At 37.1% G+C, this 25,930-nt stretch carries 28 protein-coding genes, 1 other RNA gene and 1 riboswitch; of the genes, 11 read left to right on the forward strand and 18 right to left on the reverse strand.

All coding sequences use genetic code 11. From position 1 onward, the window contains the following. Positions 1-6: 6 nt before the first annotated feature. Complete coding sequence (locus PQ474_RS03565) at positions 7-1,269, reverse strand: acetylornithine deacetylase (RefSeq protein WP_390186687.1); 1,263 nt, start codon at positions 1,267-1,269, stop codon at positions 7-9. 174 nt (positions 1,270-1,443) lie between these two features. Continuing rightward, positions 1,444-1,544, reverse strand: a riboswitch (TPP riboswitch). 391 nt (positions 1,545-1,935) lie between these two features. On the opposite strand from PQ474_RS03565, the gene PQ474_RS03570 reads away from it, so the two are divergent. From PQ474_RS03570 to PQ474_RS03580, 3 genes are read left to right on the forward strand one after another with little or no spacing between them, the layout of a single operon-like run. After that, a complete protein-coding gene (locus PQ474_RS03570) occupies positions 1,936-2,628 on the forward strand; it encodes a 2-phosphosulfolactate phosphatase (protein ID WP_273840917.1) in 693 nt (230 codons plus the stop codon). Next, positions 2,625-3,398, forward strand: a complete 774-nt coding sequence (locus tag PQ474_RS03575) for a phosphosulfolactate synthase (RefSeq protein WP_273840623.1) — start codon at positions 2,625-2,627, stop codon at positions 3,396-3,398. Before PQ474_RS03570 ends, PQ474_RS03575 begins: the two co-directional genes overlap by 4 nt. Before the next feature lie 11 nt (positions 3,399-3,409). Then, complete coding sequence (locus PQ474_RS03580; protein WP_273840625.1) at positions 3,410-3,808, forward strand: VOC family protein; 399 nt, start codon at positions 3,410-3,412, stop codon at positions 3,806-3,808. Between the two features lie 79 nt (positions 3,809-3,887). On the opposite strand, the gene PQ474_RS03585 is transcribed toward PQ474_RS03580, so the two are convergent. Both PQ474_RS03585 and PQ474_RS03590 read right to left on the reverse strand, forming a co-directional pair. Further along, positions 3,888-4,244, reverse strand: a complete 357-nt coding sequence (locus PQ474_RS03585; protein ID WP_273840627.1) for a hypothetical protein — start codon at positions 4,242-4,244, stop codon at positions 3,888-3,890. An 88-nt stretch (positions 4,245-4,332) separates the two neighbouring features. Further along, complete coding sequence (locus PQ474_RS03590) at positions 4,333-5,319, reverse strand: NADPH:quinone oxidoreductase family protein (protein WP_273840629.1); 987 nt, start codon at positions 5,317-5,319, stop codon at positions 4,333-4,335. A 240-nt stretch (positions 5,320-5,559) separates the two neighbouring features. Between PQ474_RS03590 and PQ474_RS03595 the strand changes: the two genes are divergently transcribed. The 4 genes from PQ474_RS03595 (at position 5,560) to PQ474_RS03610 (ending at position 9,151) form a co-directional block, all read left to right on the forward strand. After that, complete coding sequence (locus PQ474_RS03595; protein ID WP_273840631.1) at positions 5,560-6,273, forward strand: YwiC-like family protein; 714 nt, start codon at positions 5,560-5,562, stop codon at positions 6,271-6,273. A gap of 224 nt (positions 6,274-6,497) precedes the next feature. Next, positions 6,498-7,409 (forward strand): UV DNA damage repair endonuclease UvsE, encoded by a 912-nt coding sequence (gene uvsE, locus PQ474_RS03600; protein WP_273840633.1) that lies wholly within the window; start codon positions 6,498-6,500, stop codon positions 7,407-7,409. Between the two features lie 320 nt (positions 7,410-7,729). Further along, positions 7,730-8,374: a 3'-5' exonuclease gene (locus tag PQ474_RS03605; protein ID WP_273840635.1), complete on the forward strand. Its 645-nt coding sequence runs from the start codon at positions 7,730-7,732 to the stop codon at positions 8,372-8,374. A gap of 39 nt (positions 8,375-8,413) precedes the next feature. Further along, positions 8,414-9,151, forward strand: a complete 738-nt coding sequence (locus PQ474_RS03610) for a YwaF family protein (RefSeq protein ID WP_273840637.1) — start codon at positions 8,414-8,416, stop codon at positions 9,149-9,151. Positions 9,152-9,190: 39 nt separating this feature from the next. On the opposite strand, the gene PQ474_RS03615 is transcribed toward PQ474_RS03610, so the two are convergent. From PQ474_RS03615 to PQ474_RS03635, 5 genes are all read right to left on the reverse strand, one after another. After that, positions 9,191-9,319: a hypothetical protein gene (locus tag PQ474_RS03615; RefSeq protein WP_273840639.1), complete on the reverse strand. Its 129-nt coding sequence runs from the start codon at positions 9,317-9,319 to the stop codon at positions 9,191-9,193. Between the two features lie 5 nt (positions 9,320-9,324). Beyond that, the gene (locus tag PQ474_RS03620; RefSeq protein ID WP_273840641.1) at positions 9,325-9,645 is read right to left on the reverse strand and encodes a small multi-drug export protein; all 321 of its coding nucleotides are present in this window, start codon (positions 9,643-9,645) and stop codon (positions 9,325-9,327) included. A 218-nt stretch (positions 9,646-9,863) separates the two neighbouring features. Further along, complete coding sequence (locus PQ474_RS03625) at positions 9,864-10,190, reverse strand: hypothetical protein (protein ID WP_273840643.1); 327 nt, start codon at positions 10,188-10,190, stop codon at positions 9,864-9,866. A gap of 266 nt (positions 10,191-10,456) precedes the next feature. Then, positions 10,457-10,756 (reverse strand): hypothetical protein, encoded by a 300-nt coding sequence (locus PQ474_RS03630; protein ID WP_273840644.1) that lies wholly within the window; start codon positions 10,754-10,756, stop codon positions 10,457-10,459. 117 nt (positions 10,757-10,873) lie between these two features. Further along, positions 10,874-12,391, reverse strand: a complete 1,518-nt coding sequence (locus tag PQ474_RS03635) for a carboxypeptidase M32 (RefSeq protein ID WP_273840645.1) — start codon at positions 12,389-12,391, stop codon at positions 10,874-10,876. 143 nt (positions 12,392-12,534) lie between these two features. Here PQ474_RS03635 and PQ474_RS03640 point away from each other — a divergent pair, with 143 nt between their 5' ends. After that, on the forward strand, positions 12,535-12,846 hold the full coding sequence (locus tag PQ474_RS03640; protein WP_273840646.1) for an iron-sulfur cluster biosynthesis family protein: 312 nt from the start codon (positions 12,535-12,537) through the stop codon (positions 12,844-12,846). Between the two features lie 45 nt (positions 12,847-12,891). Here PQ474_RS03640 and PQ474_RS03645 read toward each other — a convergent pair whose 3' ends face one another. The 10 genes from PQ474_RS03645 to PQ474_RS03690 form a co-directional block, all read right to left on the reverse strand. Then, positions 12,892-13,146 carry a DUF2564 family protein gene (locus tag PQ474_RS03645; protein ID WP_273840648.1) on the reverse strand — a complete coding sequence of 85 codons (255 nt, stop codon included), beginning with the start codon at positions 13,144-13,146 and terminating at the stop codon, positions 12,892-12,894. 703 nt (positions 13,147-13,849) lie between these two features. Continuing rightward, positions 13,850-15,103 carry an ATP-binding protein gene (locus PQ474_RS03650; RefSeq protein WP_273840650.1) on the reverse strand — a complete coding sequence of 418 codons (1,254 nt, stop codon included), beginning with the start codon at positions 15,101-15,103 and terminating at the stop codon, positions 13,850-13,852. Between the two features lie 416 nt (positions 15,104-15,519). Next, a complete protein-coding gene (locus PQ474_RS03655; protein WP_273840652.1) occupies positions 15,520-16,659 on the reverse strand; it encodes a THUMP domain-containing class I SAM-dependent RNA methyltransferase in 1,140 nt (379 codons plus the stop codon). A gap of 307 nt (positions 16,660-16,966) precedes the next feature. Next, positions 16,967-17,353: RNase P RNA component class B (rnpB, locus tag PQ474_RS03660), an RNA gene on the reverse strand. Between the two features lie 63 nt (positions 17,354-17,416). Beyond that, entirely contained in the window at positions 17,417-17,809 is a 393-nt protein-coding gene (locus tag PQ474_RS03665) for a reverse transcriptase-like protein (RefSeq protein WP_273840654.1), read from the reverse strand. Positions 17,810-17,823: 14 nt separating this feature from the next. Continuing rightward, positions 17,824-18,138: a cell division regulator GpsB gene (gpsB, locus tag PQ474_RS03670; RefSeq protein ID WP_273840655.1), complete on the reverse strand. Its 315-nt coding sequence runs from the start codon at positions 18,136-18,138 to the stop codon at positions 17,824-17,826. A gap of 80 nt (positions 18,139-18,218) precedes the next feature. Further along, positions 18,219-18,776, reverse strand: coding sequence for an SLOG family protein (locus PQ474_RS03675; protein ID WP_273840656.1), 558 nt, complete (start codon positions 18,774-18,776; stop codon positions 18,219-18,221). An 86-nt stretch (positions 18,777-18,862) separates the two neighbouring features. Beyond that, a complete protein-coding gene (locus PQ474_RS03680) occupies positions 18,863-19,306 on the reverse strand; it encodes a spore coat protein (protein ID WP_273840658.1) in 444 nt (147 codons plus the stop codon). Between the two features lie 438 nt (positions 19,307-19,744). Further along, entirely contained in the window at positions 19,745-21,007 is a 1,263-nt protein-coding gene (locus PQ474_RS03685; RefSeq protein WP_273840660.1) for a ribonuclease H-like domain-containing protein, read from the reverse strand. Beyond that, positions 21,007-23,286, reverse strand: a complete 2,280-nt coding sequence (locus tag PQ474_RS03690) for a DEAD/DEAH box helicase (RefSeq protein WP_273840662.1) — start codon at positions 23,284-23,286, stop codon at positions 21,007-21,009. The genes PQ474_RS03685 and PQ474_RS03690 overlap by 1 nt, the downstream gene beginning before the upstream one ends. Positions 23,287-23,586: 300 nt before the next feature. Here PQ474_RS03690 and PQ474_RS03695 point away from each other — a divergent pair, with 300 nt between their 5' ends. The 3 genes from PQ474_RS03695 (at position 23,587) to PQ474_RS03705 (ending at position 25,852) form a co-directional block, all read left to right on the forward strand. Beyond that, positions 23,587-23,769: a hypothetical protein gene (locus tag PQ474_RS03695; RefSeq protein WP_273840664.1), complete on the forward strand. Its 183-nt coding sequence runs from the start codon at positions 23,587-23,589 to the stop codon at positions 23,767-23,769. Between the two features lie 116 nt (positions 23,770-23,885). After that, on the forward strand, positions 23,886-24,440 hold the full coding sequence (locus tag PQ474_RS03700) for a D-glycero-alpha-D-manno-heptose-1,7-bisphosphate 7-phosphatase (RefSeq protein ID WP_273840665.1): 555 nt from the start codon (positions 23,886-23,888) through the stop codon (positions 24,438-24,440). 152 nt (positions 24,441-24,592) lie between these two features. Then, positions 24,593-25,852, forward strand: coding sequence for an erythromycin esterase family protein (locus tag PQ474_RS03705; RefSeq protein ID WP_273840667.1), 1,260 nt, complete (start codon positions 24,593-24,595; stop codon positions 25,850-25,852). The last annotated feature ends 78 nt before the right edge of the window (positions 25,853-25,930 follow it).

Here is a 25,930-nt window from a genome sequence, read left to right on the forward strand (position 1 = left end):
CCTCTTTTATTCCTGATTGTTGGTCCATTCACAAATGAATTTCATCAGTGTTTTTGTGTATTCCACTAGCTGTTCAATCGATACTTGTTCATTCACTGAATGGGCATTAAGCAAATCTCCAGGCCCGTAAATAGCGGTTGGAATTCCTGCGTCCGCGAGCCAGCCTCCGTCCGTAACAGTTGGAGAAACATCAACAATTGCTTCTTTTCCAGTCACATGATGATGGGACTTTGCCAAAAGTTTGACTCCGGCATGTGTAGGGTCAATTTCAAGGGATGGAAAAATTTCACCTCGATCTTCTATCATTGATGCTCCACCCCAAGTAAAGGTAGGAAGGTTGTCCCGTAACCAAATATCACCTTCTGCTACTTTTAAGATGTGATCCTCAACTTCCTTTGAAACCTGATCGTACGTTTCATTGGGATAAAAATGAACAGTAACCCAAAGTCGACATTCGTCTGCGATAAAAGCAGCATGCCTCCCACCTTCTATTACAGCAGGATTAATCGTATTTGCTCCTGGTGGAAACCCTGGATAACTTTTAGTGACAGCCCAGTGACGTTCCAGTTCTTGTAATCCTTCTATTATTTTCACCATCTTCTCAATTGCACTAGCTGCAACTAAGTTTCCACCTGCGTGAATCATGTTTCTTCGTGTGGCGTCATGATAGGTCTGACTGCTTTTTACCGTAATCCAACCTGTAATGACCCCACCTTGGCCCTGTATATGTAAGTCGCTCGTATCCACAACCACTGCAAAATCAGCGGTGCTTCCTCGTTTGCAACATTGAAGCGTTCCAGCTTCTCCAACTTCTTCCCCGATTACGGATTGAAAGATGAGGTCTCCCGGTAATTCAACCCCCGCTTCGCGGAGTAATTTTATGGCAAATATAGCACCAGCTAAACCGCCTTTCATATCGGCAGCTCCTCGACCAATCACCACCCCATCTCGAACGATCGGCGTAAATGGATCCGTTTCCCACTGTTCATCTTCACTTACTTCTGCCACGTCCATATGTCCATTAATAATTAAACTGTTGTAGTTATTCGAATCACTTCCTTTTAGAATTCCAACGACATTTGGATCATTTGGATATACATCCCACATATCGATCTCAAACCCAAGCTCCTCTAGCAACGATGCAACATACAGTTGTGCTTCCTTTGTATTGCGAGCTGGTGGTGCTGGTGTTTCAAATGAGATGAATGTCTTTAATAGTTCAAGCAACTCTTCGTGACGTTCATCGACCTGTCTAAGGATTGATTCCATTTTTTCTGACACTATTGTCCCTCCTATTATTTAAGATAAGTCAAAGAAATAGACTTTCATGCTTATCGAAACCTATCCTGATTTTCACCATTTACTTATTAAAAAAACCACTTCTATTAATAGAAGTGGTTTATATTGGCAAATTACTAATTAAACAAAAGTTTGGATAAATAGAATTTACGAACACTTCTTCCCTACGCTAGTACAAACTAGATCAGGTTTTAAGGGTTAAGATTTTCATCTCTCTCAGCTATATAGCACCCCTAGTAGTGATAAAACATTAAATTTTTACACAACATTAGTTGTACCATACTATACCAATAACATCAATCATTACTAGAATTTTATTTTAAGATTGAGCCAAGTTGTCTATTCAATTAGGGACTTCTTCAACAGGGACAGCTCTTACATATGGATGTGACAATCGAAATGCCATTAATGCTACCCAAATCTCCGAAAAAATGATGACACCACAAATGGTTTTAAGCAACTAAACAGTCTAATCTTTGTTCTGTTGCTCGTCTTAAAACAAGTCGATATATTGCTAAAAAACGATTCTAATGTACCAAATATGTTCAGGAAGAGCCTATTTTGTTAGAACAAGTGACCATCTACAGAGTAGGCGAATATAGTACTTTGAATATTATAGGTTTAGGAGAGAGCTATATGATTACGATTTATCAAGGGAACACCCATTTATTAGAGTCATCAGACATTAATATCGTGATTGATGTAATCCGTGCTTTCACTGTAGCTCATTATGCATTTATCAATGGTACAAAACAAATTTTACTCGTAGAAACAACAGAAGATGCTTTTTCTATAAAAAATGAATACCCTCATTACCTATTAGCTGGAGAAGAAGACGGGATAGGAATTAAAGGTTTTGATTATGACAACTCCCCTAAACGAATCTCAAAAGAAAGGTTGAATGATCAAACATTAGTTCAAAAAACAACAAATGGTGTAAAGGCTACACTAAATAGTCTAAATACAAATCACCTTTTTGTAACAGGATATTCCAATGCGAGAACAACTGCTTTTTATGTAAAGAAAATCTATAATGCCTCATTAGAAAATTTAAAGATAAATATTGTTGCTTCTCATCCATCGGGGGATGATGATTTAGCTTGCGCTGAATATATGAAAGGCCTCATATTAGAGAAAAACAACTTGACTCCTTTTGAAGTGGAACAAAGAATCAAAAACTCCCATGTCGCACATAAATTCTTTGATCCAAACAATATTGATTTCAATTGTGAGGATATTTCCTTATGTTCTCTTGAGCGAGAATCGAATTTTGTGATGAAAGTAAACCAATCAAACCAAATACCCGTGATTGAGAGGATTAACATATGAACAGATTATTTGCTTGTGGATTAGACTTGCCCGTTAGAAATGCAAAGCCCCGATCCGAAGGCCTGACGATATTAATAGATAATGGGATATCTTTACACTCATTTAGAGATATAATCACTAGCTCTTCTGATCTAATCGATTTTGTCAAGTTTGGTTGGGGGACTTCCGTTATTACTAAACAACTTCAAGAAAAAATCAATTATCTCAAAGAAAACTCTATACATTATTTTTTTGGCGGAACCCTATTTGAGAAATTCTTAAGTCAGAATAAAATAGATGAATTCTATAACTATTGCAAGCAATATGATTGTCAGTATATCGAGATTTCCAACGGAACAATTGATATCAGCAACCGTGAAAAAGCAGCCTTCATTTCTGAATTCAGTTCTGAATTTACCGTTTTTAGTGAAGTAGGTAGTAAGAATCCTGAAAAATCAGATAAATGTTGCGCGTCAGAATGGATCGAATTTATTCAAGAAGACCTTAAGGCAGGCTCATCAAAAGTGATTACCGAAGCGAGAGAGAGTGGAACAAGTGGAATCTGTCAAAGCGATGGAGAAATGCGCTATCTATTAATTGATAGCATCCTCTCATCAGAGATTTCTATCAAAGATGTTATTTTCGAAGCACCTAATAAGAAAATGCAGACATTTTTTATTCAAAAGCTTGGAGCTAATGTGAATTTAGCTAATATTTCTTTCTACGACACCATCGCACTAGAAACACTTCGGTTAGGCTTACGCTCAGACACATTTAACTTATATAACTAGGAGGCTCTAATATGAGAGACACAAATAAAATATTCCATCTTGCCATTCCTTGTAAGGATTTAGATGAAACGGTTGTTTTCTATGAAAAGTTGGGGTGTAAGCTTGCAAGAAGGTATGATGACCGAGTAACTTTTAATTTCTTTGGTGACCAAGTAGTCTGTCACCTTAGTCCTGAGAACATTGATTTATCTCCTAAAATGTACCCTCGTCATTTCGGTATTACCCTAACAGACAAACAAGAATTTAATCAATTATTTGAAGAAGTTAAGAGTAATGGACTTCCATTTTTTCAGGACTTAACAACTCGGTTTAAGGGAAAACAAGAAGAACATCTGCTTTTCTTTTTAGTTGATCCCGCAAATAACCTTCTAGAATTTAAATTTTATCATGATACAACTATGGCCTATTAAGATTAACAAAGAAGAGATGGTCAGACCACCTCTTCTTTCTCCCTAGCCCGTCTAATATATAGATAGGCGTTATTGAGTATTATTGAAACTGATTTGGACTTTGATGCATTTGATTCATGTGCATAGGATTTTGTGACATTGGTTGCATATGTGTTTGAGTAGATCCAGTCATCGGTTGCATGGAATGAGATTGTGATAGGCGTTGATTTTCTTGAATTAGCTGGTTACACATATGCTGAAGTTGTTGGATTTGTTGACCGGCCATCCCTTCATGCTGAGCCATTTGTTGCAATTGGCTAGTAATTTGCTTTAATTGAGAAGCGTGTTGTTGTTCCATCTGTGACATTTGTTGAAGCATCTGATTTAATTGACCTGCCATGGATGAAGTGTTCATTGATGTCATTGAATGCATTTGTGAGTTTTGGTTTTGGTACATAGTAGTTCCTCCTAAGGTTGGGTTTGTAGTACAGATTTAAATTAACCTTAGAGAACAACAAATATGAGACGAATTCATGAATATTTTACTAAAGCTTCACAATGGTTCTTCCACGGACCTTTCCCTCTAAAATCGTACTTAAAACTTTTGGTAAATCCTCTAATGACACTTCATTCACTATTTCTGCATTTAGATGTACGGGCTTTAAATCTGTTGCCAAACGTTTCCATACTTTTTCCCTCGTCGGCATTTGACAATAAACGGAATCAATCCCGAGCCAATTGATTCCTCTTAGGATAAATGGGAATACAGTCGTCTCTACTTTTGTTCCACCTGTTAATCCACTGTTGGCAACCGAACCGCCATACCGGATCGAAGGTAAGATAAATTCAAGGGTTTTCCCTCCTACAGGGTCAACAGCTGCTCCGTAAAGTTGCTTTCTTAACACTTTCATATCTGTTGCTACAACTTGATCTCGACTGATCACTTCTTTTGCCCCTAACTTCTTCAGATATGTATGTTCTTCCTCTTTACCAGTGCTAGCTATAACCTCATATCCTAACTTCGCTAATATATCAACGGCAATGCTCCCTACGCCGCCTGTAGCACCAGTAACCAATACAGGTCCCTGATCTGGGGTTAACCCATTATCTTCTAACTTTTGTACCGATAACCCTGCTGTTAACCCAGCAGTCCCTAAGATCATAGATTCTTTTAACGTTAATCCTTCTGGCAAAGGAACGACCCAATCGGCTGGGACTCTTGCTAGCTCACTAAATCCACCATGATGTGTTACCCCTAATTCATAACTAGTGACAATGACCTCATCTCCTTCTGAAAAACGCTGATCTTTCGATTCTATAATGGTACCAGCTAAATCAATCCCTGGGATGAGTGGGTATGTTTGAATGATTCGGTTGGGGATCGTTGCCATACCGTCTTTGAAATTCACACTTGAATAAGCAACACGAATGGTAACCTCCCCTGCTGGTAAATCCGTTAACGAAATTTGTTTTACTGACATCTTCGTCTTCTCATCAACGAGATCTAAAACAAACGCTCTAAAATTCTCCATCACATTCATCCTTCCTATTTAAAAAACGCTTTATATCTTCTACTTCTTTTTACATACTCTTTTTCCTTCTTGCTTATCGAACTATACCTGATTTTCTTGCACTCTTCTTGTTTATATTCTAACGCTTTACTAGCCTCTTTCTTCTAGAATAACATCCATTTCATCTATGACTGTGATGTTCTTAACAGTTTTCAAAAAGAAAATCGTTTATATTCATACTATAAAAAGGAGGCAAATATGATGGTTTTACCTAAAGAACACGGTACATGGATGATGTTTTTCTTACCTTACTTACTTGGGGTGTTTCTTTCTTCGCCAAGTTTCATTCATCTTCCATTTTTAATAGGTTGGTTTTCTCTATTTCTAGCTGCTACACCACTTTTATCAATCATTCGTAACAGAAAGACGAAGGACATTATGGTTCCTTGGCTGATCATTTATTCAGTGATTTCCATTGCTTTTTTAATTCCGGTCATTTGGCTTTATCCGACTCTTTTATGGATTGGTTTATGCACTTTTCCTCTTTTAATCGTTAATATTTATTTTATTAAAACCAAAAATGAACGAAGCTTTTCGAACAATATTAGTGGTATTCTTGTTTTTTCGCTAGGTGGATTAGCTGCTCATGTCATTGGAGAAGGACAATGGACCATTGAGGCATTTATTACACTAGGATTGAGTGGTTTTTATTTTACGGGAAGTGCCTTTTATGTTAAATCACTAATACGTGAACGTAAAAATGTACGCTTTAAGAAACAATCACATCTGTATCACTTTTTTTTGATCGCTTTGCCTTGGATGATAGGTATACCGTATCTCATTTTAGCTTTTCTTCCAGGAACTTTAAAGGATTGGATCACTTCGCGCAAAAAGCAGATGAAACCGATAAAGATAGGAATGATTGAAATGGTAAATGGCGCCCTATTCTTCATAGTATGTGTAGCCATTTACTAAAAGGAGTCCAGTTCAGTTTTCTGGACTCCTTTTTATTCTTAGATTACAAAGTTTTACCTAGTTAAAAAAAGGGTATCAGCTTAATCATTAATTCACTTAGAACCCTTTCTATTGTAGAGGAAATCATTCAACTTAATAAAGACGTTCTCTGGACGTTTATTTGATCTCATTACTTTTCCACTCCTGGGTATAATAGCATTAGTAAGAAAGTGAGGAAGATAAATATGAAACTGGGATACGCATGTATTAACCTTTCCCTTCCTTCAAAGTTCAGAACTTGCCGCTTGAAGACCATCGAGAATGAAGGGATAGAAAAAGTGAAAGAACTTACCTTACATAATTTCAATGAAGTATTGAAAAATATCCGTTGGAACATTGATCAAGGAATTTTTTTCTACCGATTAAGTAGCGATTTAGTTCCTTTTGCCACTCACGAGATCATGGATTGGAATTGGGATCTTGATGAGAATGTGCTTAACCTAACGAATCAAATTAAAAAAATAGCTATTGACTATAACATAAGGCTTACCATGCATCCAGGTCAATATAGTATTCTTAACTCTCCTAAACCAGAGATTGTACGAAAAGCGATTTTAGATTTGGAGTATCACGCGAAGATTTTAAATCTGGTCAATGGAAGAGATATAATTATTCATGTTGGTGGTGCCTATGGGAATAAAGAAGAGGCTAAAACTAGGTTCGTAGAGACGTATAAGACTTTATCAAATGACATTAAAGCAAAATTGCGGTTAGAAAACGATGACAAAATCTTTCACATAAAAGATGTGATTGATATTTATAAAAAAACAGGCATTCCCATCATCTTTGATTTTCACCATAATCGCTGTAATCCGACTGATGAACTGCCATTAAAAGACGCCCTCGATATAGTGTTTGAGTCATGGGAGTCCGTAAATCGACCTAAAATGCATATTAGTTCAGGAAAAAATTCAGTAACAGATACGGCTCATCATGATTATATTTTAAATGAAGACTTTGTTGAATTTATCCAATTGATTGGCAATAGAGAAGCAGATATAATGTTTGAATCTAAACGTAAGGACGAATCCGTCTTAAGAGTTTATGACTTTATAAAAAACGGTTACCATGCTGAAGGGGTTACATTTGAGATGTAGCCTTTTTTGTCTAAACCTAATGTTCACAATACAGTACGTGAAATAATTCAACCTGAATGAACCTTATGCCTTAGAAAAAGATTGTCTTTAATTTTTCTTCTCCAGAAGTTTCTTTAATCAAGTGGATATGTCCCTTTAGGATTTTGTGAATATTAACCAACTTCCCTCCATCCTATACATAGATTATGGTAAGATTTTCATTAGATTCCTCTACCTGCTGTTAAATGAAAAATGATCATTGAGGGTTTTCAAGTTTAAATGGTATGCGAAGTCTCTTATTAGAGAAAAGTATTAATATGTTTAAAGAAAGGATGATCTACATGGTAGCCGTTATTTTTGACTTAGAACTCATTAAACGATTCCGCAAAGGTCAACCTAGTGAAATCGTTGAAATTGGTGCCTGCAAGGTCGATTTAGAATCACAGACAATCATTGACCAAATCCAAATTTATATCACTCCCAAAAGAGGACATATCTCCAAAAGCACAAGAAAATTTATTAAGATGAAGGAAGAAGACGTAAAGAATGCGGTGCCCTTTGAAACTGGAATCAGTCTCTTTCGTGAATGGCTTGGAAAAGGAAACTATTTCCTATGTTCATGGGGCAAAGATGATCGAGCTCATTTCATTAATCAATCTGTTCAACAAAAACTAGATCTTGATTGGTTAAAAAATTATAATGATATTCAAACTCCAATTGGTAAATTATTAACCGAAAATGTAAATGGCCAATTAGGTTTAAAGAATGCACTAACCATTGCAGGGATTGAATTAACTGGATTAGCCCATAGAGGAATTGATGATGCCCTCAATACAGCTGCTTTATTTATTAAGTTTATAGACCGAATAGAATTAGAGGAAAATACACTCTCCGAAAAAGAAATCCAAAATCATTATCGGAAGTACAAACGATCGAGGTTTCGACATTTGGACCGCCCTGCGAAAAAAGCACCTAAAGGTGAATAGATAAGGGAATAGAATATTAATAGGTAAGGAGGTGCCATGATGTTGCCTATCTTTGAAATCGGTACGTTCATTGAACAAGCTCTATTTTTGTCACCTGCTCATATCTACTCTTTCCTGTTTTCTCTAACCCTTATCATTCTTTTATATCGATTTAGAAATCATACATTTATTAACAAATATTCACGAGTTATCTTAATATCCATATTAGTCCTAACGGAAATAAGTTTAATCATCTGGAGTGTTTCTGTTAACCAATGGGACCTCCGTTATAATCTTCCTTTACAGCTTTGTACGATTAGTCTATATCTTTGTCTTTTTATGCTCATAACAAAAAATTTTTTTGTATTTGAAGTCGTCTATTTTTTTGGAATGGCAGGAGCCCTTCAAGCACTCATTACACCTGATCTTTTTTATACATTCCCACATTTTCGATTCCTGCATTTTTTTATTGCTCATATTGCAATTATCCTAAGTATTTTATATATGGTTTGGGTAGAAAAGTTCTCCGTTACATTCAGTTCTATTTTTAAATCCATGCTTGTGTTAAACGGTATCGCTTTTATTGCTTTTTGGACCAATAAAATAACTGGTGCCAACTATATGTTCCTTTCTCGAAAACCAAATAACCCAAGTATGCTTGATCTATTAGGACCTTATCCATGGTATATACTCTCCCTAGAATTTATCGCCCTTTTCATGTTTGTTTTACTCTATTTGCCCTTTCTATTAAAGCGGACCTCAAAAACAAATGAAAAGCGAAAGAGGAGGCGTCACTAAATCAAGGGTCAACTCTTTAAATTCCCCTTTTAACTAACGTCATCGAGGATATGGGTGGACAACAACAGGCTGAGCAAGTACAGCTAAAAGGACAGACCACGCCACTAGACTTCCTGTCATCCAGTAAGCAACACCTTTTTTAGAACCTCCTAGACTAATACTCATCATAGCGGTTAAATGACTTCCAACAAAAAACGGACCAATGATAGCAAGATCAGGAAATCCATATTTTTTCCAAATAAGTTGTGCCCTTTTTGTACGTTTACTTTCTTTTTCTTCTCTTTTTTCCGTTCTCTCCAACTTTTGATCTTATTAATAAATACAATAACTAGATAAACCGTAAGTAAATTCCCAACTAAAGCTATGATTAGAACTAATAGTGGATTTAAGCCCCCAACAATGGCAATTGGTACGATTGCCAAAGCTTCGAAGAAAGGGGTATCCGCTAACAAAAAAACAAGGATATAAGCCCACAAAACATTTAATAACTGCATTAATCTTCCCTCCAACTGTTATAAAAAGATGAAAAGCCTATTTTCAACACTTTAACAATAAAAAAAGAAGATGAACCACTCACCCCAATCATGGGGTAACTGCTTCACCTTCTTCATTCTGTAGAGTTAGTGCTTCTCCTCCACCTCTATAGAAACAATCAGTGTCACCGTAGCGAAAAATGACAAAATTAACAGCACTGAAAACTCTTCGCATCTAATTATTTATTTTCTCTTTGTACAAACATAGCTGTTCCAAGGGCAGGAGTCATTCCAAATAACTCACTTTCTGAGATCCATATTCGTACCGTATCTCCTTCATCTATGTCTTTCACTTCAAGACGAATATTTTGTTCATCCATGATTGTCGCATCTCGAATATCAAGATACACTTTTCCATCTATAAACAACCCGTGCTCCTCCACGCTTAAGACTTCCCCAACAAGATCAGGCTCAGAAACAGGTAACCCATTAATATAAGTTGGTTTCGTAGATCGATGAGGAAGTAAACACGATAGCATATTACTGATTTTTAAAGCGAGTAACATAATCTTCACCTTCTTCTTACTTAGTTACCCATAAAACGATGAAATTCAACAAAACGTTTCGTTTTTTTTTTTTGGAAAAACGCTATGGGATAAGAAAAAAGAGATGTTCTGTTCAAGGCGATCTGAGCTAGACGACTACTTTCTAATAGCAAGATCGTCTTCTGCACCTCTCAAGTAACAATATCCTATTACAAAAAAACAACTTGTTGCACGAAATATCTTATTAAATGAAAAAGAAGATCAAAGAATGATCTCCCAAATCCAATTTAATGGATCTTTAAATTGTTCAAATCAAATTGATAATCATTTACATATCTCTGAATGAGTTTTGCTTCACTTTCACTTAAACCTTCAAATTGTTCATCACATATGATTGCAGGCCCATATAATGCTTTTACTTCATTATTCTTTATTTGAATTCCTTTTTCATAACAGACAAAACCATAATTTCTACCTGCTAATGAATAACTTAGCCTACGTACTTCATCATGGAAGTAACTTTGCACATCATTTTCAAGAGCTGTAACTGTACAATTGTCTCTGGGGTTCATTTCAACAATACGCATTTTTTTCCTCCAACTGACATAGTGACACTAGTTTTAACTAAAACCTCCATCGATATACATCCAAATTAAAAATAAGCACACCAATTGAGGTGTGCTTAAACGATTAAAATGTTCTTCTTAAAATTTATATAGACGACGGTATTTTTCTGTTAAATAGGTCACTAATGGTTTCGAATCAATTCCTCCACCTGTAATATTTTTAATGATTTCGGCTGGTTGTTTCACTTTACCATGTTGGTGTACTTTCTCCGTTAACCATTCACGAATGGGAGAAAATTCTCCTGTTCTCACTAATTCATCGAAGTGAGGTAAATCTTTTACCATCGCTTCTTTAATTTGTGCGGAGTAAATATAACCTAATGCATACGACGGGAAGTATCCAAAGGCACCAAATGACCAATGTACATCTTGTAGAACGCCCTCTCCATCATTTGATGGACGTATGCCTAAATATTCTTCCATTTTGTCGTTCCATGCTTGTGGAAGTTCTGCTACTGTGATCTTATCTTCCATCAAGGCTTTTTCTAATTCATACCGCAAGATGATGTGTAAGCAATACGTTAATTCATCGCTTTCAATCCGAATTAGCGATTGCTTGGCTTCGTTTACAGCAAAGTAAAAATCCTCAAGCGAAACATCATCAAATTGACCAGACGAATGCTTTTTCAATAGATTATAATTGTTCTCCCAGAATCCGTAATTTTGACCAACAAATTTCTCCCAAAAAAGAGATTGTGACTCGTGAATCCCCATAGACGTTCCATCAGCCAATGGAGTACCAATTAAATCTTGTGAAATATTTTGTTCATATAGAGCGTGCCCCCCTTCATGAATCGTGCCGAATAACGCAACTCGGAAGTCGTCTTCTTTATACTTCGTCGTTACGCGTACATCATTAGGGTTTATTCCGATTGCAAACGGATGAACCGTTTCATCTAAACGACCTGCCTCAAAGTCATAGCCAATCTTTTTGAGAATTTCTAAACTTAGCGCTTCTTGATTCGCACGTGGAAACTTTTGAAACAGAAAATCCGTTTTAGGTTGGTGTGGCGATTCCATTACACCTTTAACAAGTGGAATCAATTGATCTCGTAATTCGCTGAATACCTTATCAATCGTTTCAACAAAAACACCAGGTTCATAATCATCAAGCAAAGTGTTATAAGGATGCTTTTCGTATCCCCAATAGCCAACAAAACGCTTTTTAAACTCAACTAACTTTTCTAAATTAGGTCTGAACAGTTCAAAGTCTGCCTTATCCTTAGCTTCTTCCCATAATGATTCAGATTGTGATTGAAGCATGACATATTCTTTATACTCTTCTTTTGGAATCTTTACATTTCGCTCATAGGATTTATGGCATTCGTCTACAGACTTTTGTGTAATGGTCGATAATTGACTATATACATCGCCTTTGCGAAGTTCGGTTAAATAAGTGCCCATTTGCTCCGAAGTTGATAGAGCAAATACTTCAGATGACAAAGTTCCAATTACTTCAGATCTTTGCTGAACGCCTTTTTTAGGAGCGCCTGTACGTGAATCCCATGCTAACACTGCAAGAGCTTGTCCGTAATCTTCAATTTTCTTAATGTATTGTCTAAATTCTGTTTCTAGATTTTGAATGTTGTCAGTCATAATAAGCATCCACCTTTTCTATGTAATAAAAAGTCCAAATTATTATTTCGTCATGCGAATCTATTTTTCCTTCTTCCTTTTATGCGCTTCTGGAAAAATGTTGATTCATGTGGTAATGTTTTGAAAGATAGGAGGTTTGAAAATTGCAGTTAACCATAACAGATTCAGCAGCACTTTTATATAAAAAAGAGATACCTCTTTATGATGGAGATACTATAAGATTGTATGTACGAGTAGGAGGTGTTGGTTCAGGTGGTTTTTCTGTTGGAATTATGAAAGATTTACCTACTGATACTTCATTTAAGATTCAAAAACAAGGTATTACTTTTTTTGTAACAGAAGATGACTTTTGGTATTTGGATGGCATGACCATCCAGTATGATGAAGATACTGGGTACCTTGATTTTTCAAATCCTAGGTTTTCTCAATTAGATCACCCCGAAAAACACGTTTAATCACTTTAAGAAAGGGACGATTCAGATTATGAATCGTCCCCTTTCTTATTTTTTCGCTTCTTTTAATTGATGATCGGCTTTATCAAGTAATTCTTGAGACATTTCAAAAAATGCCTCATCAACACCCGTTTGATGGGACATCGCTTTATACAGCTGTGATTTTGCATCTTGCAATGCATTCGTCGCTGCCTCCAATTGCTCTTCATCCATGCTCCTAGTTGCTTGACCAACCATATGTTCAGCTGATAATACAGACATTTCGACCTGTTTAATATCATTAAAACCTGATGGATTTGTCATTTCCAATCTCCTCCTTTTCAAATGCAAATCTTCAAGTAAAGGTTGTCCATATTGAATAAAAACATACTTTTATATATCGTTTTAATGTTTTTGAAAAAAATTAAATACAGCAGAATAAATTCGATATAAGCGGACATCATATTAACCGAGGAGCAATTAAATTGCTTTCTCAACCGACATGTTATTCAAGTACAATGATAACGATTTTTGAATCAACTCTTAATGAGGTGGTTGCATTGAACAGTGTCCAGAAATTTCAAGAGTGTTCCTAGAACATAAATGAAATGAGGGGTGTCTGTGAAACACAATAATCGTTACGGCCGCAGATAGTATTATTGAGATAGTTATCGGTGTTGACGATTTTTTATCAACTCTTAATGAGGTGGTTGCATTGCGCAGTGTCCAGATTTTCAATGCGTGTTCCTAGAACATAAATGAAATGAGGGGTGTCTGTGAAAGAGCATAATCGATTCGACCGCAGATAGGACTAGTCGTAATACTTGAGAAACTAACGATATCTCTTATTGAGGTGATTGCATTGTACAGTGTCCAGAAATTTCAAGAGTGTTCCTAGAACATAAATGAAATGAGGGGTGTCTGTGGGAGACAATAATCGTTACGGCCGCAGAGTGTTTGAGAACTTGTAGGTAAAAGTAAAAGGAGATGGCCATTTACGTGGTCATCTCCTTTTCAATATCGTGCTTTATGCTGTATTGGGAAAAGAAATGATAAAAGTTGTCCCCTTATGTAATTCACTTGAAATTCTCATCGTTCCTTTCATCATCTCAATAATCCGAATAGCTGAAAGCATACCCAAACCTGTCCCATTTCTCCCTTTCGTTGTGAAATAAGGTTCTCCTATACGAGCAATTTGTTCTTCTGACATGCCTATTCCTGTATCTGAAATTTTAATACTGACTTTGCTCTCCATATTTCTAACTTCTATCGACAAAACTCCACTGTCTGGCATTGCCTCTATACAGTTTTTTACGATGTTTAATAAACATTGTTGAAATAGTTGTCTTTCACCTTCTATAATAAAGGACTCAAGTTTCGTTTCTATCGTAATTGAATTCATATTCGCGAGAGGACTAATTAAATCTTTTAAGTGAGACAATTCTTCCGATACATCAAATTTTTCCAAGTTTTCTGGCTTCGGTTTAGCAAATGTAAGATAATCACGAATTATTAAATTGGCACGATCGATTTCACTAATGGAAATTGTTAAAAATTCATCCCTTTTTTCTTTACTTAAATCACCTTGCATCATCATTTGTAAAAATCCTCGCACCACCGTAAGTGGATTCCTTACTTCATGCGAGATAGAAGAAGCTAGATGACTGACTACCTCCATTTTTTCTGCTTTCATTACTTTTGATCTTAAAAGAGAGGCCTCTCTCATAAACTCAGTAAGGTAGACAATAACGATCGCAGCTATCACTTGCAGGCTCACGTATATTAGCGTCACAATAGGATCTAACTCTAGCCCATTAATAAAAGTAAGTGTAGTTAAAACTAAAAAACCTGTAAAAAGAGAGAACATTGAAATAATGGTGAGCTTTCTACGTTTTGAACTTTGAATAAAACGTGAATAAAGAAGGATTGCGATCGTCATAAGAACCAATGAAACAAAGATGGATGAAAGAGCCCCCATCCCCCCGAAAATAAGGCGATAGGTAATCCCAACAGTAAACAAAATGATACTCGCTGGAATTCCACCATATAAGCTACCTACCATCGTTGCGACAAGTCTTAAATCAAATACAAACCCGTCTGATATCTGAATCGGAAAACTAATACAACTTATAATGGCTAGTGCTGCACAAATAATATAAATGACATTCATATTGATATTCGTTTTTCTACTTATTTCTGCATCAGTAATCAAAGGAATAAATAAAAGAAAAAAACATAAGAAAAGTAAATTTAACAATAAAATTGCGATTGTATCATACATTTTACACCGTCCAGCTGAATTTAGAGTATATTCACAAGGATAGTATACTTTTACAGAAAGAGAAACTCTTTTTTTTGAAAATTTAAAAAGGAGAAGACCCACGCAATGGGATCTTCTCCTCAAACCATTAACCTTACTCAAGCATTTTAATTCAAGTTACAATCTGGGTCGTCACGATCTTCATTTTTCAGAGACACCTCAGCAGTTATGTTCTAAGGAACACACATGAAAAATGGTCACTGTCAAACATCATCACTCTCGTGATTCAATCGTCGTTTTCCTGTTGTATATGTGAACATCAACTTGATGGGATATGGTCAATGAGGCAACAGTCAACTGTTGACCTCGATATTAGAATGTGCTTCTAAACTTTGTTTATGCTGGTATTAAAAATCCAATATCCGGTAAATGAAATTTTAATTTCTTGGGGGTCTTGGACCAAAAAACTGATAATAGTCTACTTTCAAATTACCGTTATAAAGTTTGCGTTTTTTCGTTGCTTTTTTACCATAAAGCTCTTCGAATCCTTCGTGAGATGTCAACATATAAACTGACCATGTTTCTAAAAACTGGTTAAAAGTCTTGCCCATATCTCGATACATTTCTTCTACTTCAGGACGTTCCCCTAGCCGTTCTCCATATGGCGGATTCCCAATTAAAATTCCATACTCACCACGATGTCTAAAATCTTTCACTTGCATTTGTTTAAATTTAATCAAGTCACCAAATCCAGCTTCCATCGCATTATTACTCGCAAGCTCTACACTTCGGTGGTCAATATCTGCTCCTAAAATGTCCAATGGTTGATCGTATCTCGCTACATCTTCTACTTCTTGACGTGCTTTGTCCCATACATCATTTCCGATCCAATGCCAATCTTCAGATACAAATTCTCGATTAAAGCCTGGTGCAATATTTTGACCAATCATCGCAGCTTCGATAGGGATTGTCCCTGAACCCGTGAATGGATCTGCAAACGGTCGGTCTGGCTTCCACGCGGAAAGCATAATCATCGCGGCTGCTAATGTTTCCTTAAGCGGTGCTTCATTATGTAAGTAACGATAGCCTCGCTTGTGAAGACCTGTCCCACTTGAGTCAATCGTTAACGTAGCTACATCTTTATGCAAAGCGACTTCAATTCGATAAAATGGACCGTCTTCATCAAACCAACCTTGCTTATATTTTTTCTTCATACTCTCTACTACAGCTTTTTTAACAATAGCCTGACAATCGGAGATGCTAAATAATTTTGATTTAACCGATTTTCCAATTACAGGGAATTCCGCATCGACCGGAATTAAATCTGCCCATGGCAAAGCCTTAGTCTTCTCAAATAATTCATCAAATGTATAAGCTTTAAACTCGCCTATTTTCACCTTTACACGATCAGCTGTTCGCAGCCATAAATTAGCTCGTGGAATTGCTGAAATATCTGCAGTAAAGGTAACCTTCCCATTCTCTACTTGCACATCCTCATAACCTAAATCTTTAACTTCCCTAGCAACAAGAGCTTCTAGCCCCATTGTTGCTGTTGCAATTAACGTTACTTTTTCCATTATGTACTCCTTCAGTAGCTTAGCTTATTACTTTCATTATACGTTGTCTTTATATTGAAAACAAACTTAACTCGACTACGACTTTTTTTCAAAAAGGTGACCACTCTTTGATCATATGCTTTATACCCTTCGCAAAGGCTCCTCTTGCTGCGCGCTTTTCGGAGATACCCACTCAGAAAAGCTTAAAACCCTGCAGCGGTTCCGCTCTTTGCTACGACTTTTTAAGGAAGGGAAGGTCACCCTTCCTTAAAAAGTCTATAAAAAAAGCCCCTATAAGGGGTCTTTGTAAGAAATCATCCACTAAACATTCGATAAGCCATGTTCTGTTCCTTTGTACTGCAAACGGTGATGAACCTCGTACTCCGGGGGTAATCATCTATCTACAAGGGAGTCCCTTGTCCTTCTCATCTGTTCATTTCCAATTAGAGAAGATGCCCCTACCATATTTTGGGTTTCTCGCTCGTGGGGTTTACCGCGTTCCACTCTATTCGTTTCCGAATAGACTCCGTCACTGTGGCACTTTCAAAGGTCTCACACCATATCCAAAGACTTAGGTGCTTACCTTGCCGTTAGCCCAGTCGAAACCAGACTACCCTAGCTTATGAATTGGCTAGGCACGATCACTACGAACATCTCAGTCCGTGCGAGCATGGACTTTCCTCTACACGTAAACGTGCAGCGATTACCTGAATGTTTAATGTTGTCTAAAGCGACAAAACTTATTATACCTTTAATTTCAAAAGGATTCAACAACTATTTATTTCTTCTTTCTAATCGCTTGTCTAGCCAACTGATCTGCATTTCTATTCTGATTACTCGGAACCCATTTCATAAAAAAAAGGTCAAATTGATCTATTTTCTCTAGTGCCTTTTCTAGATAGGGCTGATATTTTTTATTTTTGACGTAACGCTTTTCAATCGCATCATCAATTAATTTGGAATCTGTTCGAAAGGAAACAGCTTTAATTCCTTTATCAATACAGAGGTCAAGTGCATGGATTAAAGCCTCATACTCTGCTTCATGGTTAGACATCATTTCTAAAGGAACTGCGTGACTTTCAACTTGACCATTTTTATAATTGATAAAGATTCCTGCACCGGACGGACCAGGATCACCGGCACTTGCTCCGTCAATATAAACATCAACCATCCCTCATCAATCTCCTACTCGTACAATTTACTTCCAAACACTTTTTTCTCTAAATTCGAAAGGCGCTGAAGAATATCATAATTCGTACTACCAACTGTTTGAGCAGGTGCCTGTCGTTGCGTACGTTCAGAAACTTTTTTCACTTCTCGTTTCAATGCTGCATTTTCTTGTTCTAATAATTCTACCTTACGTTGAAAAAGCTCGTAATCTTGTATAACAGCATCTAAAAATTTATCGACTTCGTCTGGATTATATCCCCGCATGCTTGTTTTAAAATCTTTCTCCAAAATCTCCTTAGCAGTAAAACGAATACTTTGCTGTTGATTCATTCCCATCACCTCTTAATATGTACGGCTTCTCTACTATTTTTCCAAAAGTTTTCGATCTTGTCAATTTGAATTATTAATCATTACTCATTAAAGCTCTCATATTGCTCTTCTTGTACTAGTATATCGAGATCAGTTGGAGTTATGATTACTATTGGAAAATGCTCATGAGCTTCTCGCTTTTTTGCTATTTCTAAATAATACGTAGGAGTACCTGGCTTTTCTTCATCATATAGCAACAATAACCCATCCGCTTTCGCAATAAGGAATTCATTTTTTTGCCTGAGCTGAACAGCATTGTCATAGGGTCTCCTTGTTATACTATCTTGAAAATCGGCTTGTTGAACAATTTCTTGGTAATACAGTTTTGTTGCTTCTTGCCATTTTTCCTCTTGATTTAAAAAAGGTGTTAATACAGCTAATTGTAGTTGGGGATATTCTTCTTTTAAATAAAGAACGACCTCAGCAGCCCAAAGTTCAACTCCTAATTGTCCGCTAATGATTACCCACTCAAGGCCTTCTTCCACTAATGATCGTAGACGTTGTTCAATTGCTTTTTTTATAAAATAAATCCCTTTATGTTTTTGGTCGAAGATTCCGAGCTCGTGGCCTTTGTACCCCGAAACAACGATTGATTTCATCAATTATCACCATAATTCTTTTACGAGTGTAAAGAGAAAGAGCGAACTGGACTCACAGTTCGCTCTTGTTGTTGTTCATACTAACGCTAGCAGCCGCATCCTTTACCGTGCATGTGAGGAGACATTGCTCCTGCTACTTGCGGGCCAAATCCTGGGCCTACGTTTGGAGACATTACTCCTGCTACTTGCGGGCCGAATCCTGGGCCTGCTGGAGACATTACTCCTGCTACTTGCGGGCCGAATCCTGGGCCGAATCCTGGAGACATTACTCCTGCTACTTGCGGACGAGGTCTTGGCGCTGCAAATTGCTGATGGAAAATTTGTTGACCAGCAGATTGTGTGTGTGGATAGCTTGCAACATGCTTATACACATGGTTTGTTTGGTGGTGTGTGTGTGATGGGAAAACATGTGGAACAATATACTCACACGTCTTCTCAACAACGTTTTGTTGAGTTGGAGCAACTTGTGCTGGCATCACTTGAGTTTGTGTTGGTAACTTACAAAATTTAGGTCTAGGTTTGCAATACATAAGTTATTTCCTCCTTTTATTGTTGAGTCAATATTAACCTATGTATTTTTAGGTGTAGATGTACTAATCATATCGCCTAAATAACCGCCTAATCCTATCTATCAACTGACCTAACTAGTAAGTTATAAGATTAGTAACGCCGAATCTCGCATTTCACTCATAATAAACACAGTGAGTCCAATCATCAAAAAAAACAATACTAATATCGCTCGATACATTTTGTTCACTCATTTCATAAGAAGAATATCGAACATATTGTAACGGTTTCTACACATAATGACAATTCTTTTTTTTGCATTACATTAACTTACTGAGGAATGTTCATAAAATTGTTGTTTTTTGTCCATTTGTACATTTATTTGCGCTTGCCCAGGAAATGGAGAACAACGGTTAAAAAAAGTTACAGAAAAAAAGTCGACTTTTACTTCTTTCAGGGCCTTACATAACTCTTTTTCTTTCCAGTCGCTCTATTCTTTGTTCAAGTTCCTTTATCATTTTTTCTTGTTTTGTTTTCGGTTGACTTATTACATAATCATCGTTATTTTTCATAACTTCCTCACTATAATAGAGAGCTTTTTCAACATCTTTAAATTGGTGTTCATATAATTTAGAAGATTCTACTGCAGCTAAGTACGTAAAGCCTTTTGTTCCAACTAATTTTAGAAAGGACTCGATAGCCGCTGTGTAATCACCCTGCTGTTTTTTCCCTTTTGCATAAGCAAATAAACTTGCTTCAGCCACTTCGTCCCCTACACCTTTTAGTTGTTCATAGAGATTCATGGCTATTTCTTTTTCTCCTAGTGCTTCATACCATCTAGCCAGTTCGTATTTCTCCCGAGGCCAAATGGCATCTCCTTCACAATCTAAAATTAAAGAAGAAAGATGAGTATATAAGGTCATTAAAGATAGAACATCCCATTCATGATGGTGGAATATTCCTTTTACAAATTCAGGATCTTGTTCTTGTAAAAAATCAAAGTATAGCATAGGAACCATATAACTTGGCGTATCTTCTACTCTCTCAAAATTCAAGATTTCTTTCTCAACAACTGATAGTTTACAAGAGGGTAGACTCTCTTTCCACAGTCGCCTAGAAGCATGTAGCAAATCAAAGTGTCCAAACTTTGGTAATTTAGGAACTTGATCTCTTACAAATGTATGCCTTGTCTTAACTTGAGGCCAATCAAATGCTTTTCCATTGTAAGTGACGAGGTTCCCGAGAGTGCCTACTTCTGTTAGAAAATGATGATATAAGGCGACTTCAGCTTCTGGACCTGGAAGAAAATACTGTTTTACTTTTACCGAATCAGACTGTAATCGACAGTAACCAAGCATAAAAATGGTATTTCCTACACCGCTACTTAAACCTGTTGTCTCCGTATCAAAGAAAATCAAGTCCGAAACGCTCCGACCTTTCGCGGAAAGTGGATGATTGAGTTGATGATCTTGCCATCTATGAATCATGTTGTTTATATCAGAAAAAAGATACCTTCCATGTTGGTGATTAAGTGGATATACTTTTTCACGTAAGAGAGTATATCCGTCTTCAAACCACAGAGCTTTCGTTCCAAAAGCGTCCCATTCAGTTTCATAGGGTATTACATTTGGATGTTTTGTTTCTTCAAGGACTGGAGCAGGCTTTAGATCTTCCTTCATTCCTAGATGCTGCTTCATTCGCGCAAGCTTGTTTTTCATTGACATCACATTTCCCCTTCCCTATTCCGCTTTAAGAGGCGAATGAAACGTTTTACTAGTGACTTTATGTTTCCATCACTAGCTCCTACACAAGCTGGACACCCTTGCTCACATGAACATGATGAGATTAATTGAGATACCTGATCTAATATTGTCGGCAAATGACGATACACTTCTTTAGCTAAGCCAATGCCACTAGGATAACGGTCATAGAGAAAAATGGTTGGTCTTTCTGAATGTTCAGCTTTCATTTGTGGTACAACATGAAGATCATGACGATCACACATCACAAAAACAGGGGCGACCTGTTGTAGCAGTTGAGCCAAACCAGTTAATGCTTGGTCAAACGCCCCTTCCCCGAAGCGATTCGTCACGTCCTCAGAAAAACTAATCCATATAGCGCTAGTATGAAGTTCTTCTTCTGGTAAATGTATAGGCCCTGACCCAATGTTTTCAAATGTAGACAAGCGGATCTTCTTAAAGATTGTTGCTTTTGCATTGACCATCACATCTCCATAGCTGACTGTGACCTCTTTTTCTTCACGCATGGCATCTTCTTCTAATACCCGCAACTGTACAGCTAAATTAGCATCTGTAAAATACTCCACATCCACTTCGCGGACGAAGGCTTTCTTTTCATCCCAGTCTAAATATTCTACTTGAAATTGAACACCTTGATGCAAATAAATCGCTTCATCATGAAGCAAGGTCATCGCACTAAAACGGTCCATTTCACCAATAACGCTCGAGTTCGCCACATCACTTTGATCAATAATGATCACATTCTCTTGTGAAGCAGAGCGAAGACTAATCCCATGTGCAGGAAAGGCATCATTCATCCAGTACCACTTGTTTACTCGCTCATGAAGAACCTGTTCTTCTGTTAAAAATTCTAAAATGTCTTCAATGTCTACCCCATCGAACGTCTCTGCACGTTTAAACGGGAGCTCATAAGCTGCACACTTCAGATGGTCGACTAAAATAACAAGATTATCTGGATTAATACGAGCAGATTCTGGACTTTTGTCAAAGAAGTATTCTGGGTGTTGTACGATGTATTGATCTAGGGGTGTTGAACTAGCAACCATAATAATAACGGACTCATTTTGCCTGCGTCCCGCTCGACCTGCTTGCTGCCAAGCACTTGCAACTGACCCAGGGTATCCTGTCATGATACAAACCTGTAATTGACCAATATCCACACCTAATTCAAGCGCATTCGTACTAACGACACCAACAATCTCACCTTGCCTTAATCCCCGTTCTATTTCCCGTCTTTGCTTAGGGAGATACCCACCACGATATCCACGTATCGTTTGGGGGCCCAAGTATTTCTTTGTTAGTTCTTGCAGATGACTTAGAATAATCTCAACTCGTACGCGACTTCTAGCAAATACAATTGTCTGAATTTTATTTTGTAAAAATTGTTTAGCTAATTCATTTACTTCAACCGTCGCACTTTGACGAATGTTTAATGCTTGATTAATAATCGGTGGATTATAAAAAAGGAAATGCTTTTTTCCTCTTGGAGCTCCGTTTTGATCAATTAAACGCATCTTTGTCCCAGTTAGCTCTTCCGCGAGTTCTTTTGGATTAGCAATGGTCGCAGATGTACAAATAAATGTAGGGTCACTCCCGTAATAACGAGCAATTCGTTTCAAACGACGAATCACATTTGCAACATGGCTGCCAAAAACCCCACGATATGTATGAAGTTCATCGATCACCACATATTTTAAGTTTTCAAAGAAGGCAACCCACTTTGTATGATGAGGCAGGATCGCAGAATGAAGCATGTCTGGGTTGGTAATCACAACATGTCCTGCTTTCCGTACAGCTTGTCGAATATTCGGTGCGGTGTCTCCATCATACGTAAAACATTTTAAAGGAATGCCCATCTCATCTATAATTTCATTTAACTCACTTTTTTGATCTTGAGCTAGAGCTTTTGTAGGAAACAAATATAAAGCCCTGTTTTCCTCATTTTCTAAAATTTCTTGTAAAACGGGCAAGTTGTAACAAAGCGTTTTACCTGATGCGGTTGGAGTTACAGCTACCACATTTTCCTTTTTTCTCGTATATTGAAAGGCTTCTGCTTGATGCGAATATAATGAACCAATACCACGACGCTGCATCGCTTGTTGAATTCTACTATCAAGAGAATTGGGGAACAGTTTATGTTTTGCTTCCACAGCAGGCATTTCATGCCAATGGACTATACGTTCCCGCCATTGTTCATTTGTTCTTAATTCATCTAATAATTGTTGAAGATTTTTTATAAACATCCGCTACACCTCAGTTTCAATTACTTTTATTTTAGCGAATGTTTGTTTGTTTTTCTACTCTGAACACGGAGAAATCACAAGAAAATATTGTATGAAGCGTAAACAAGATATGAACTTTGAGTTCTATACAATAGCTATCCTTTATGACGCATCATTTCTCGGTGGTTTCTTTTCGTTCAATAGCTATTTGATAAAACATAAATATTCAGCAATTATCCCCACGAATAAATTTGAGCAAAATAACTGATCATATAAAATGTTTGATAGTAATTCAAACACATTTTTAAAGGGGGAATAAAAATGGATATGTTCGGTCGTAAGCGTAAAAAGAAAAACGGTAATGGATTAATGATGTCAATGGTAGGAATCGGAATTGGAGCTGCCGCTTACAGCATGATGAGAAATCGTAATGGTGGTATGAACATGAACAACATGATGGAACCTATCAAAGATATGATTTCTCAAAACCGTAACCAAGACTAATTGGTTGAATGATACGGGTCAAACATGCTTTTGACCCGTATTCTTTTACCTGTATCTTTTTCTCCCCCTTTATATACATATTGCTAACCAAGTATCAAACGTACAGGAGGCTACTTGTGAACAAAGCCGTTTTTTTGGATCGTGACGGAGTGATAAATGAAGTTCTTTCTTCCCGGGTGAAATTTGTAAATAAACCTCATGAATTCTTCTTATTAGATGGGGTTGCAGAAGCTATTCGAAAACTCAATGAAGCAAACATCCCTACTTTCGTTGTAACAAACCAAGGCGGTGTCGGACTTGGGTTTATGAAAGAAAAAGGCCTATTAAAAGTACACGAAAAAATGCAAGAGGACTTAGCCGCATATGGGGCTAAAGTGGATGATATTGCTTATTGCCCACACAAGCCAAAAGCAGGCTGCGCTTGCCGGAAACCAGGCTCTCAAATGCTAGAGGCCTTGGCGCAAAAACATCAAATTGATTTAACTGCTAGTATCATGGTTGGTGATCGTGAGCCAGATATTGAAGCTGGTAAAAAAGTAGGTTGCAAGACCATTTTTATTGGCGATGAAGAAGAGGATATATCCGGTTCAAGTGCTGTTTTCTCCAATTTATTATCTGCCATCCCGTGGATTCTAGATCATTTCTTAGATGACCGTATTTCAAATGAATAATACCACTGCCAAAGAAAAAGGCTGCTAAAAGGTCGTTTCCACCTTTTATATTGTAAACCTTTCTATAAAATTTTTATATATTTTCGAACGAAATACATGCATACAACCTCCTAGAGTGCGTTAAATTTAAGTTTTTTAAAGGAGATACTTACATGATCCATACACTTGATTTAACAAAAGCTATTGATCATTATGCCAAACGTTTAAATGATTTATCTGATTTGATTCCATTACTAGAAAAAGCGAGTGGAGCCAAGTATGTCCTTTTAGGAGAATCTACTCACGGGACATCTGAGTTTTATTCCATAAGATCTGAGATTTCAAAATGGCTAATAAAAGAAAAGGGATTTCAGTTTATTGCTGTTGAAGGTGATTGGTCATCTTGTTACGAGGTTAACCGTTTTATCAAAGGGTACGATACCCCCTATACTCATGCAAGTGAATCACTGAGTGCCTTTAACCGATGGCCGGAGTGGATGTGGGCCAATGAAGAAATCGCTTCTTTCGTAAGTTGGTTGCAAGGTTTTAACAACGAGAAAGATACCTCATCTAAAATAGGATTTCACGGAATCGATATTTACAGTCTTTGGGAGTCAATGAGCGAAATTGTCTCTTACCTCGAATCCATTCAGTCACCGGATGTGGAGAAGGCAAAAAAAGCTTTTAATTGCTTTGAACCGTATCATAACGAACTACAAATGTACGGTGTTTCTGCTTCTTTTTACGGAAAAGATTGTTTGGATGAGCTTGTTGATTTGCTAAAATCCTTGCACCAAAATCGGACTTTGTACGAGCAAGATGCAGAGGCAGCACTTAATCTAGAACTCAATTCCCTCGTTGTAGACAATGCAGAAAATTACTATAGAGTTATGGTTACAGATGGCAATGAGTCATGGAATATTCGTGACCGTCATATGGTAGAGGCTTTCTATAAAGTGTCTTCCTTTTATGGGAAAGATGCTAAAGGCATCATTTGGGAGCATAATACCCATATTGGGGATGCAAGGGCAACCGATATGGCAGAAGATGGAATGGTGAATGTAGGACAGCTCACTCGGGAAAAGTATGGGGAAGAGCAAGTTTATGCCGTTGGGTTGGGAACGTATAAAGGAACGGTCATCGCAGCAGATCGCTGGGGAGATCCGCATGAAGAAATGGTCGTTCCAAAAGCACAATCTGGTAGTTGGGAGTATTATCTTCATCAAGCAGGCTCCTATGATAAATTTATTTTATTCAACCAGGAAAACATAAAATTTTTCAACAAAACCATCGGACATCGAGCTATTGGAGTCACTTACAATCACCGTTATGAGCATTTAGGGAATTATGTTCCATCAAGACTGTCAGAGCGTTACAATGCTTTTATTTACATCGACCAAACAAATGCCTTACGTCCATTAAAAAATAATTAAGTTGTAAATGAACTTGCTGTCTTCATTTTTGCTTTAGTTCAATAACTTTCTATTTATGATCATCTTCATTAGATCATC

It is taken from the genome of Halalkalibacter alkalisediminis (assembly GCF_028610705.1).
Taxonomy (GTDB): Bacteria; Bacillota; Bacilli; order Bacillales; family Bacillaceae_D; genus Halalkalibacter; species Halalkalibacter alkalisediminis.

Excerpts from the sequence above, each read along its gene's own strand:
- PQ474_RS03585 (WP_273840627.1), bottom strand. The coding sequence starts at position 4,244 with ATGTACCAAAACCAAAACTCACAAATGCATTCAATGACATCAATGAAC.
- PQ474_RS03645 (WP_273840648.1), bottom strand. The coding sequence starts at position 13,146 with ATGACAAATCCATCAGGTTTTAATGATATTAAACAGGTCGAAATGTCT.
- PQ474_RS03615 (WP_273840639.1), bottom strand. The coding sequence starts at position 9,319 with ATGATGAGTATTAGTCTAGGAGGTTCTAAAAAAGGTGTTGCTTACTGG.
- PQ474_RS03685 (WP_273840660.1), bottom strand. The coding sequence starts at position 21,007 with ATGTCAATGAAAAACAAGCTTGCGCGAATGAAGCAGCATCTAGGAATG.
- PQ474_RS03570 (WP_273840917.1), top strand. The coding sequence starts at position 1,936 with ATGATTACGATTTATCAAGGGAACACCCATTTATTAGAGTCATCAGAC.
- PQ474_RS03695 (WP_273840664.1), top strand. The coding sequence starts at position 23,587 with ATGGATATGTTCGGTCGTAAGCGTAAAAAGAAAAACGGTAATGGATTA.
- PQ474_RS03620 (WP_273840641.1), bottom strand. The coding sequence starts at position 9,645 with ATGCAGTTATTAAATGTTTTGTGGGCTTATATCCTTGTTTTTTTGTTA.
- PQ474_RS03610 (WP_273840637.1), top strand. The coding sequence starts at position 8,414 with ATGTTGCCTATCTTTGAAATCGGTACGTTCATTGAACAAGCTCTATTT.
- PQ474_RS03605 (WP_273840635.1), top strand. The coding sequence starts at position 7,730 with ATGGTAGCCGTTATTTTTGACTTAGAACTCATTAAACGATTCCGCAAA.
- PQ474_RS03635 (WP_273840645.1), bottom strand. The coding sequence starts at position 12,391 with ATGACTGACAACATTCAAAATCTAGAAACAGAATTTAGACAATACATT.
- PQ474_RS03650 (WP_273840650.1), bottom strand. The coding sequence starts at position 15,103 with ATGTATGATACAATCGCAATTTTATTGTTAAATTTACTTTTCTTATGT.
- PQ474_RS03655 (WP_273840652.1), bottom strand. The coding sequence starts at position 16,659 with ATGGAAAAAGTAACGTTAATTGCAACAGCAACAATGGGGCTAGAAGCT.
- PQ474_RS03705 (WP_273840667.1), top strand. The coding sequence starts at position 24,593 with ATGATCCATACACTTGATTTAACAAAAGCTATTGATCATTATGCCAAA.
- PQ474_RS03565 (WP_390186687.1), bottom strand. The coding sequence starts at position 1,269 with ATGGAATCAATCCTTAGACAGGTCGATGAACGTCACGAAGAGTTGCTT.
- PQ474_RS03680 (WP_273840658.1), bottom strand. The coding sequence starts at position 19,306 with ATGTATTGCAAACCTAGACCTAAATTTTGTAAGTTACCAACACAAACT.
- PQ474_RS03630 (WP_273840644.1), bottom strand. The coding sequence starts at position 10,756 with ATGCGTATTGTTGAAATGAACCCCAGAGACAATTGTACAGTTACAGCT.
- PQ474_RS03625 (WP_273840643.1), bottom strand. The coding sequence starts at position 10,190 with ATGTTACTCGCTTTAAAAATCAGTAATATGCTATCGTGTTTACTTCCT.
- PQ474_RS03675 (WP_273840656.1), bottom strand. The coding sequence starts at position 18,776 with ATGAAATCAATCGTTGTTTCGGGGTACAAAGGCCACGAGCTCGGAATC.
- PQ474_RS03590 (WP_273840629.1), bottom strand. The coding sequence starts at position 5,319 with ATGGAGAATTTTAGAGCGTTTGTTTTAGATCTCGTTGATGAGAAGACG.
- PQ474_RS03665 (WP_273840654.1), bottom strand. The coding sequence starts at position 17,809 with ATGGTTGATGTTTATATTGACGGAGCAAGTGCCGGTGATCCTGGTCCG.
- uvsE (WP_273840633.1), top strand. The coding sequence starts at position 6,498 with ATGAAACTGGGATACGCATGTATTAACCTTTCCCTTCCTTCAAAGTTC.
- gpsB (WP_273840655.1), bottom strand. The coding sequence starts at position 18,138 with ATGAATCAACAGCAAAGTATTCGTTTTACTGCTAAGGAGATTTTGGAG.
- PQ474_RS03595 (WP_273840631.1), top strand. The coding sequence starts at position 5,560 with ATGGTTTTACCTAAAGAACACGGTACATGGATGATGTTTTTCTTACCT.
- PQ474_RS03580 (WP_273840625.1), top strand. The coding sequence starts at position 3,410 with ATGAGAGACACAAATAAAATATTCCATCTTGCCATTCCTTGTAAGGAT.
- PQ474_RS03690 (WP_273840662.1), bottom strand. The coding sequence starts at position 23,286 with ATGTTTATAAAAAATCTTCAACAATTATTAGATGAATTAAGAACAAAT.
- PQ474_RS03575 (WP_273840623.1), top strand. The coding sequence starts at position 2,625 with ATGAACAGATTATTTGCTTGTGGATTAGACTTGCCCGTTAGAAATGCA.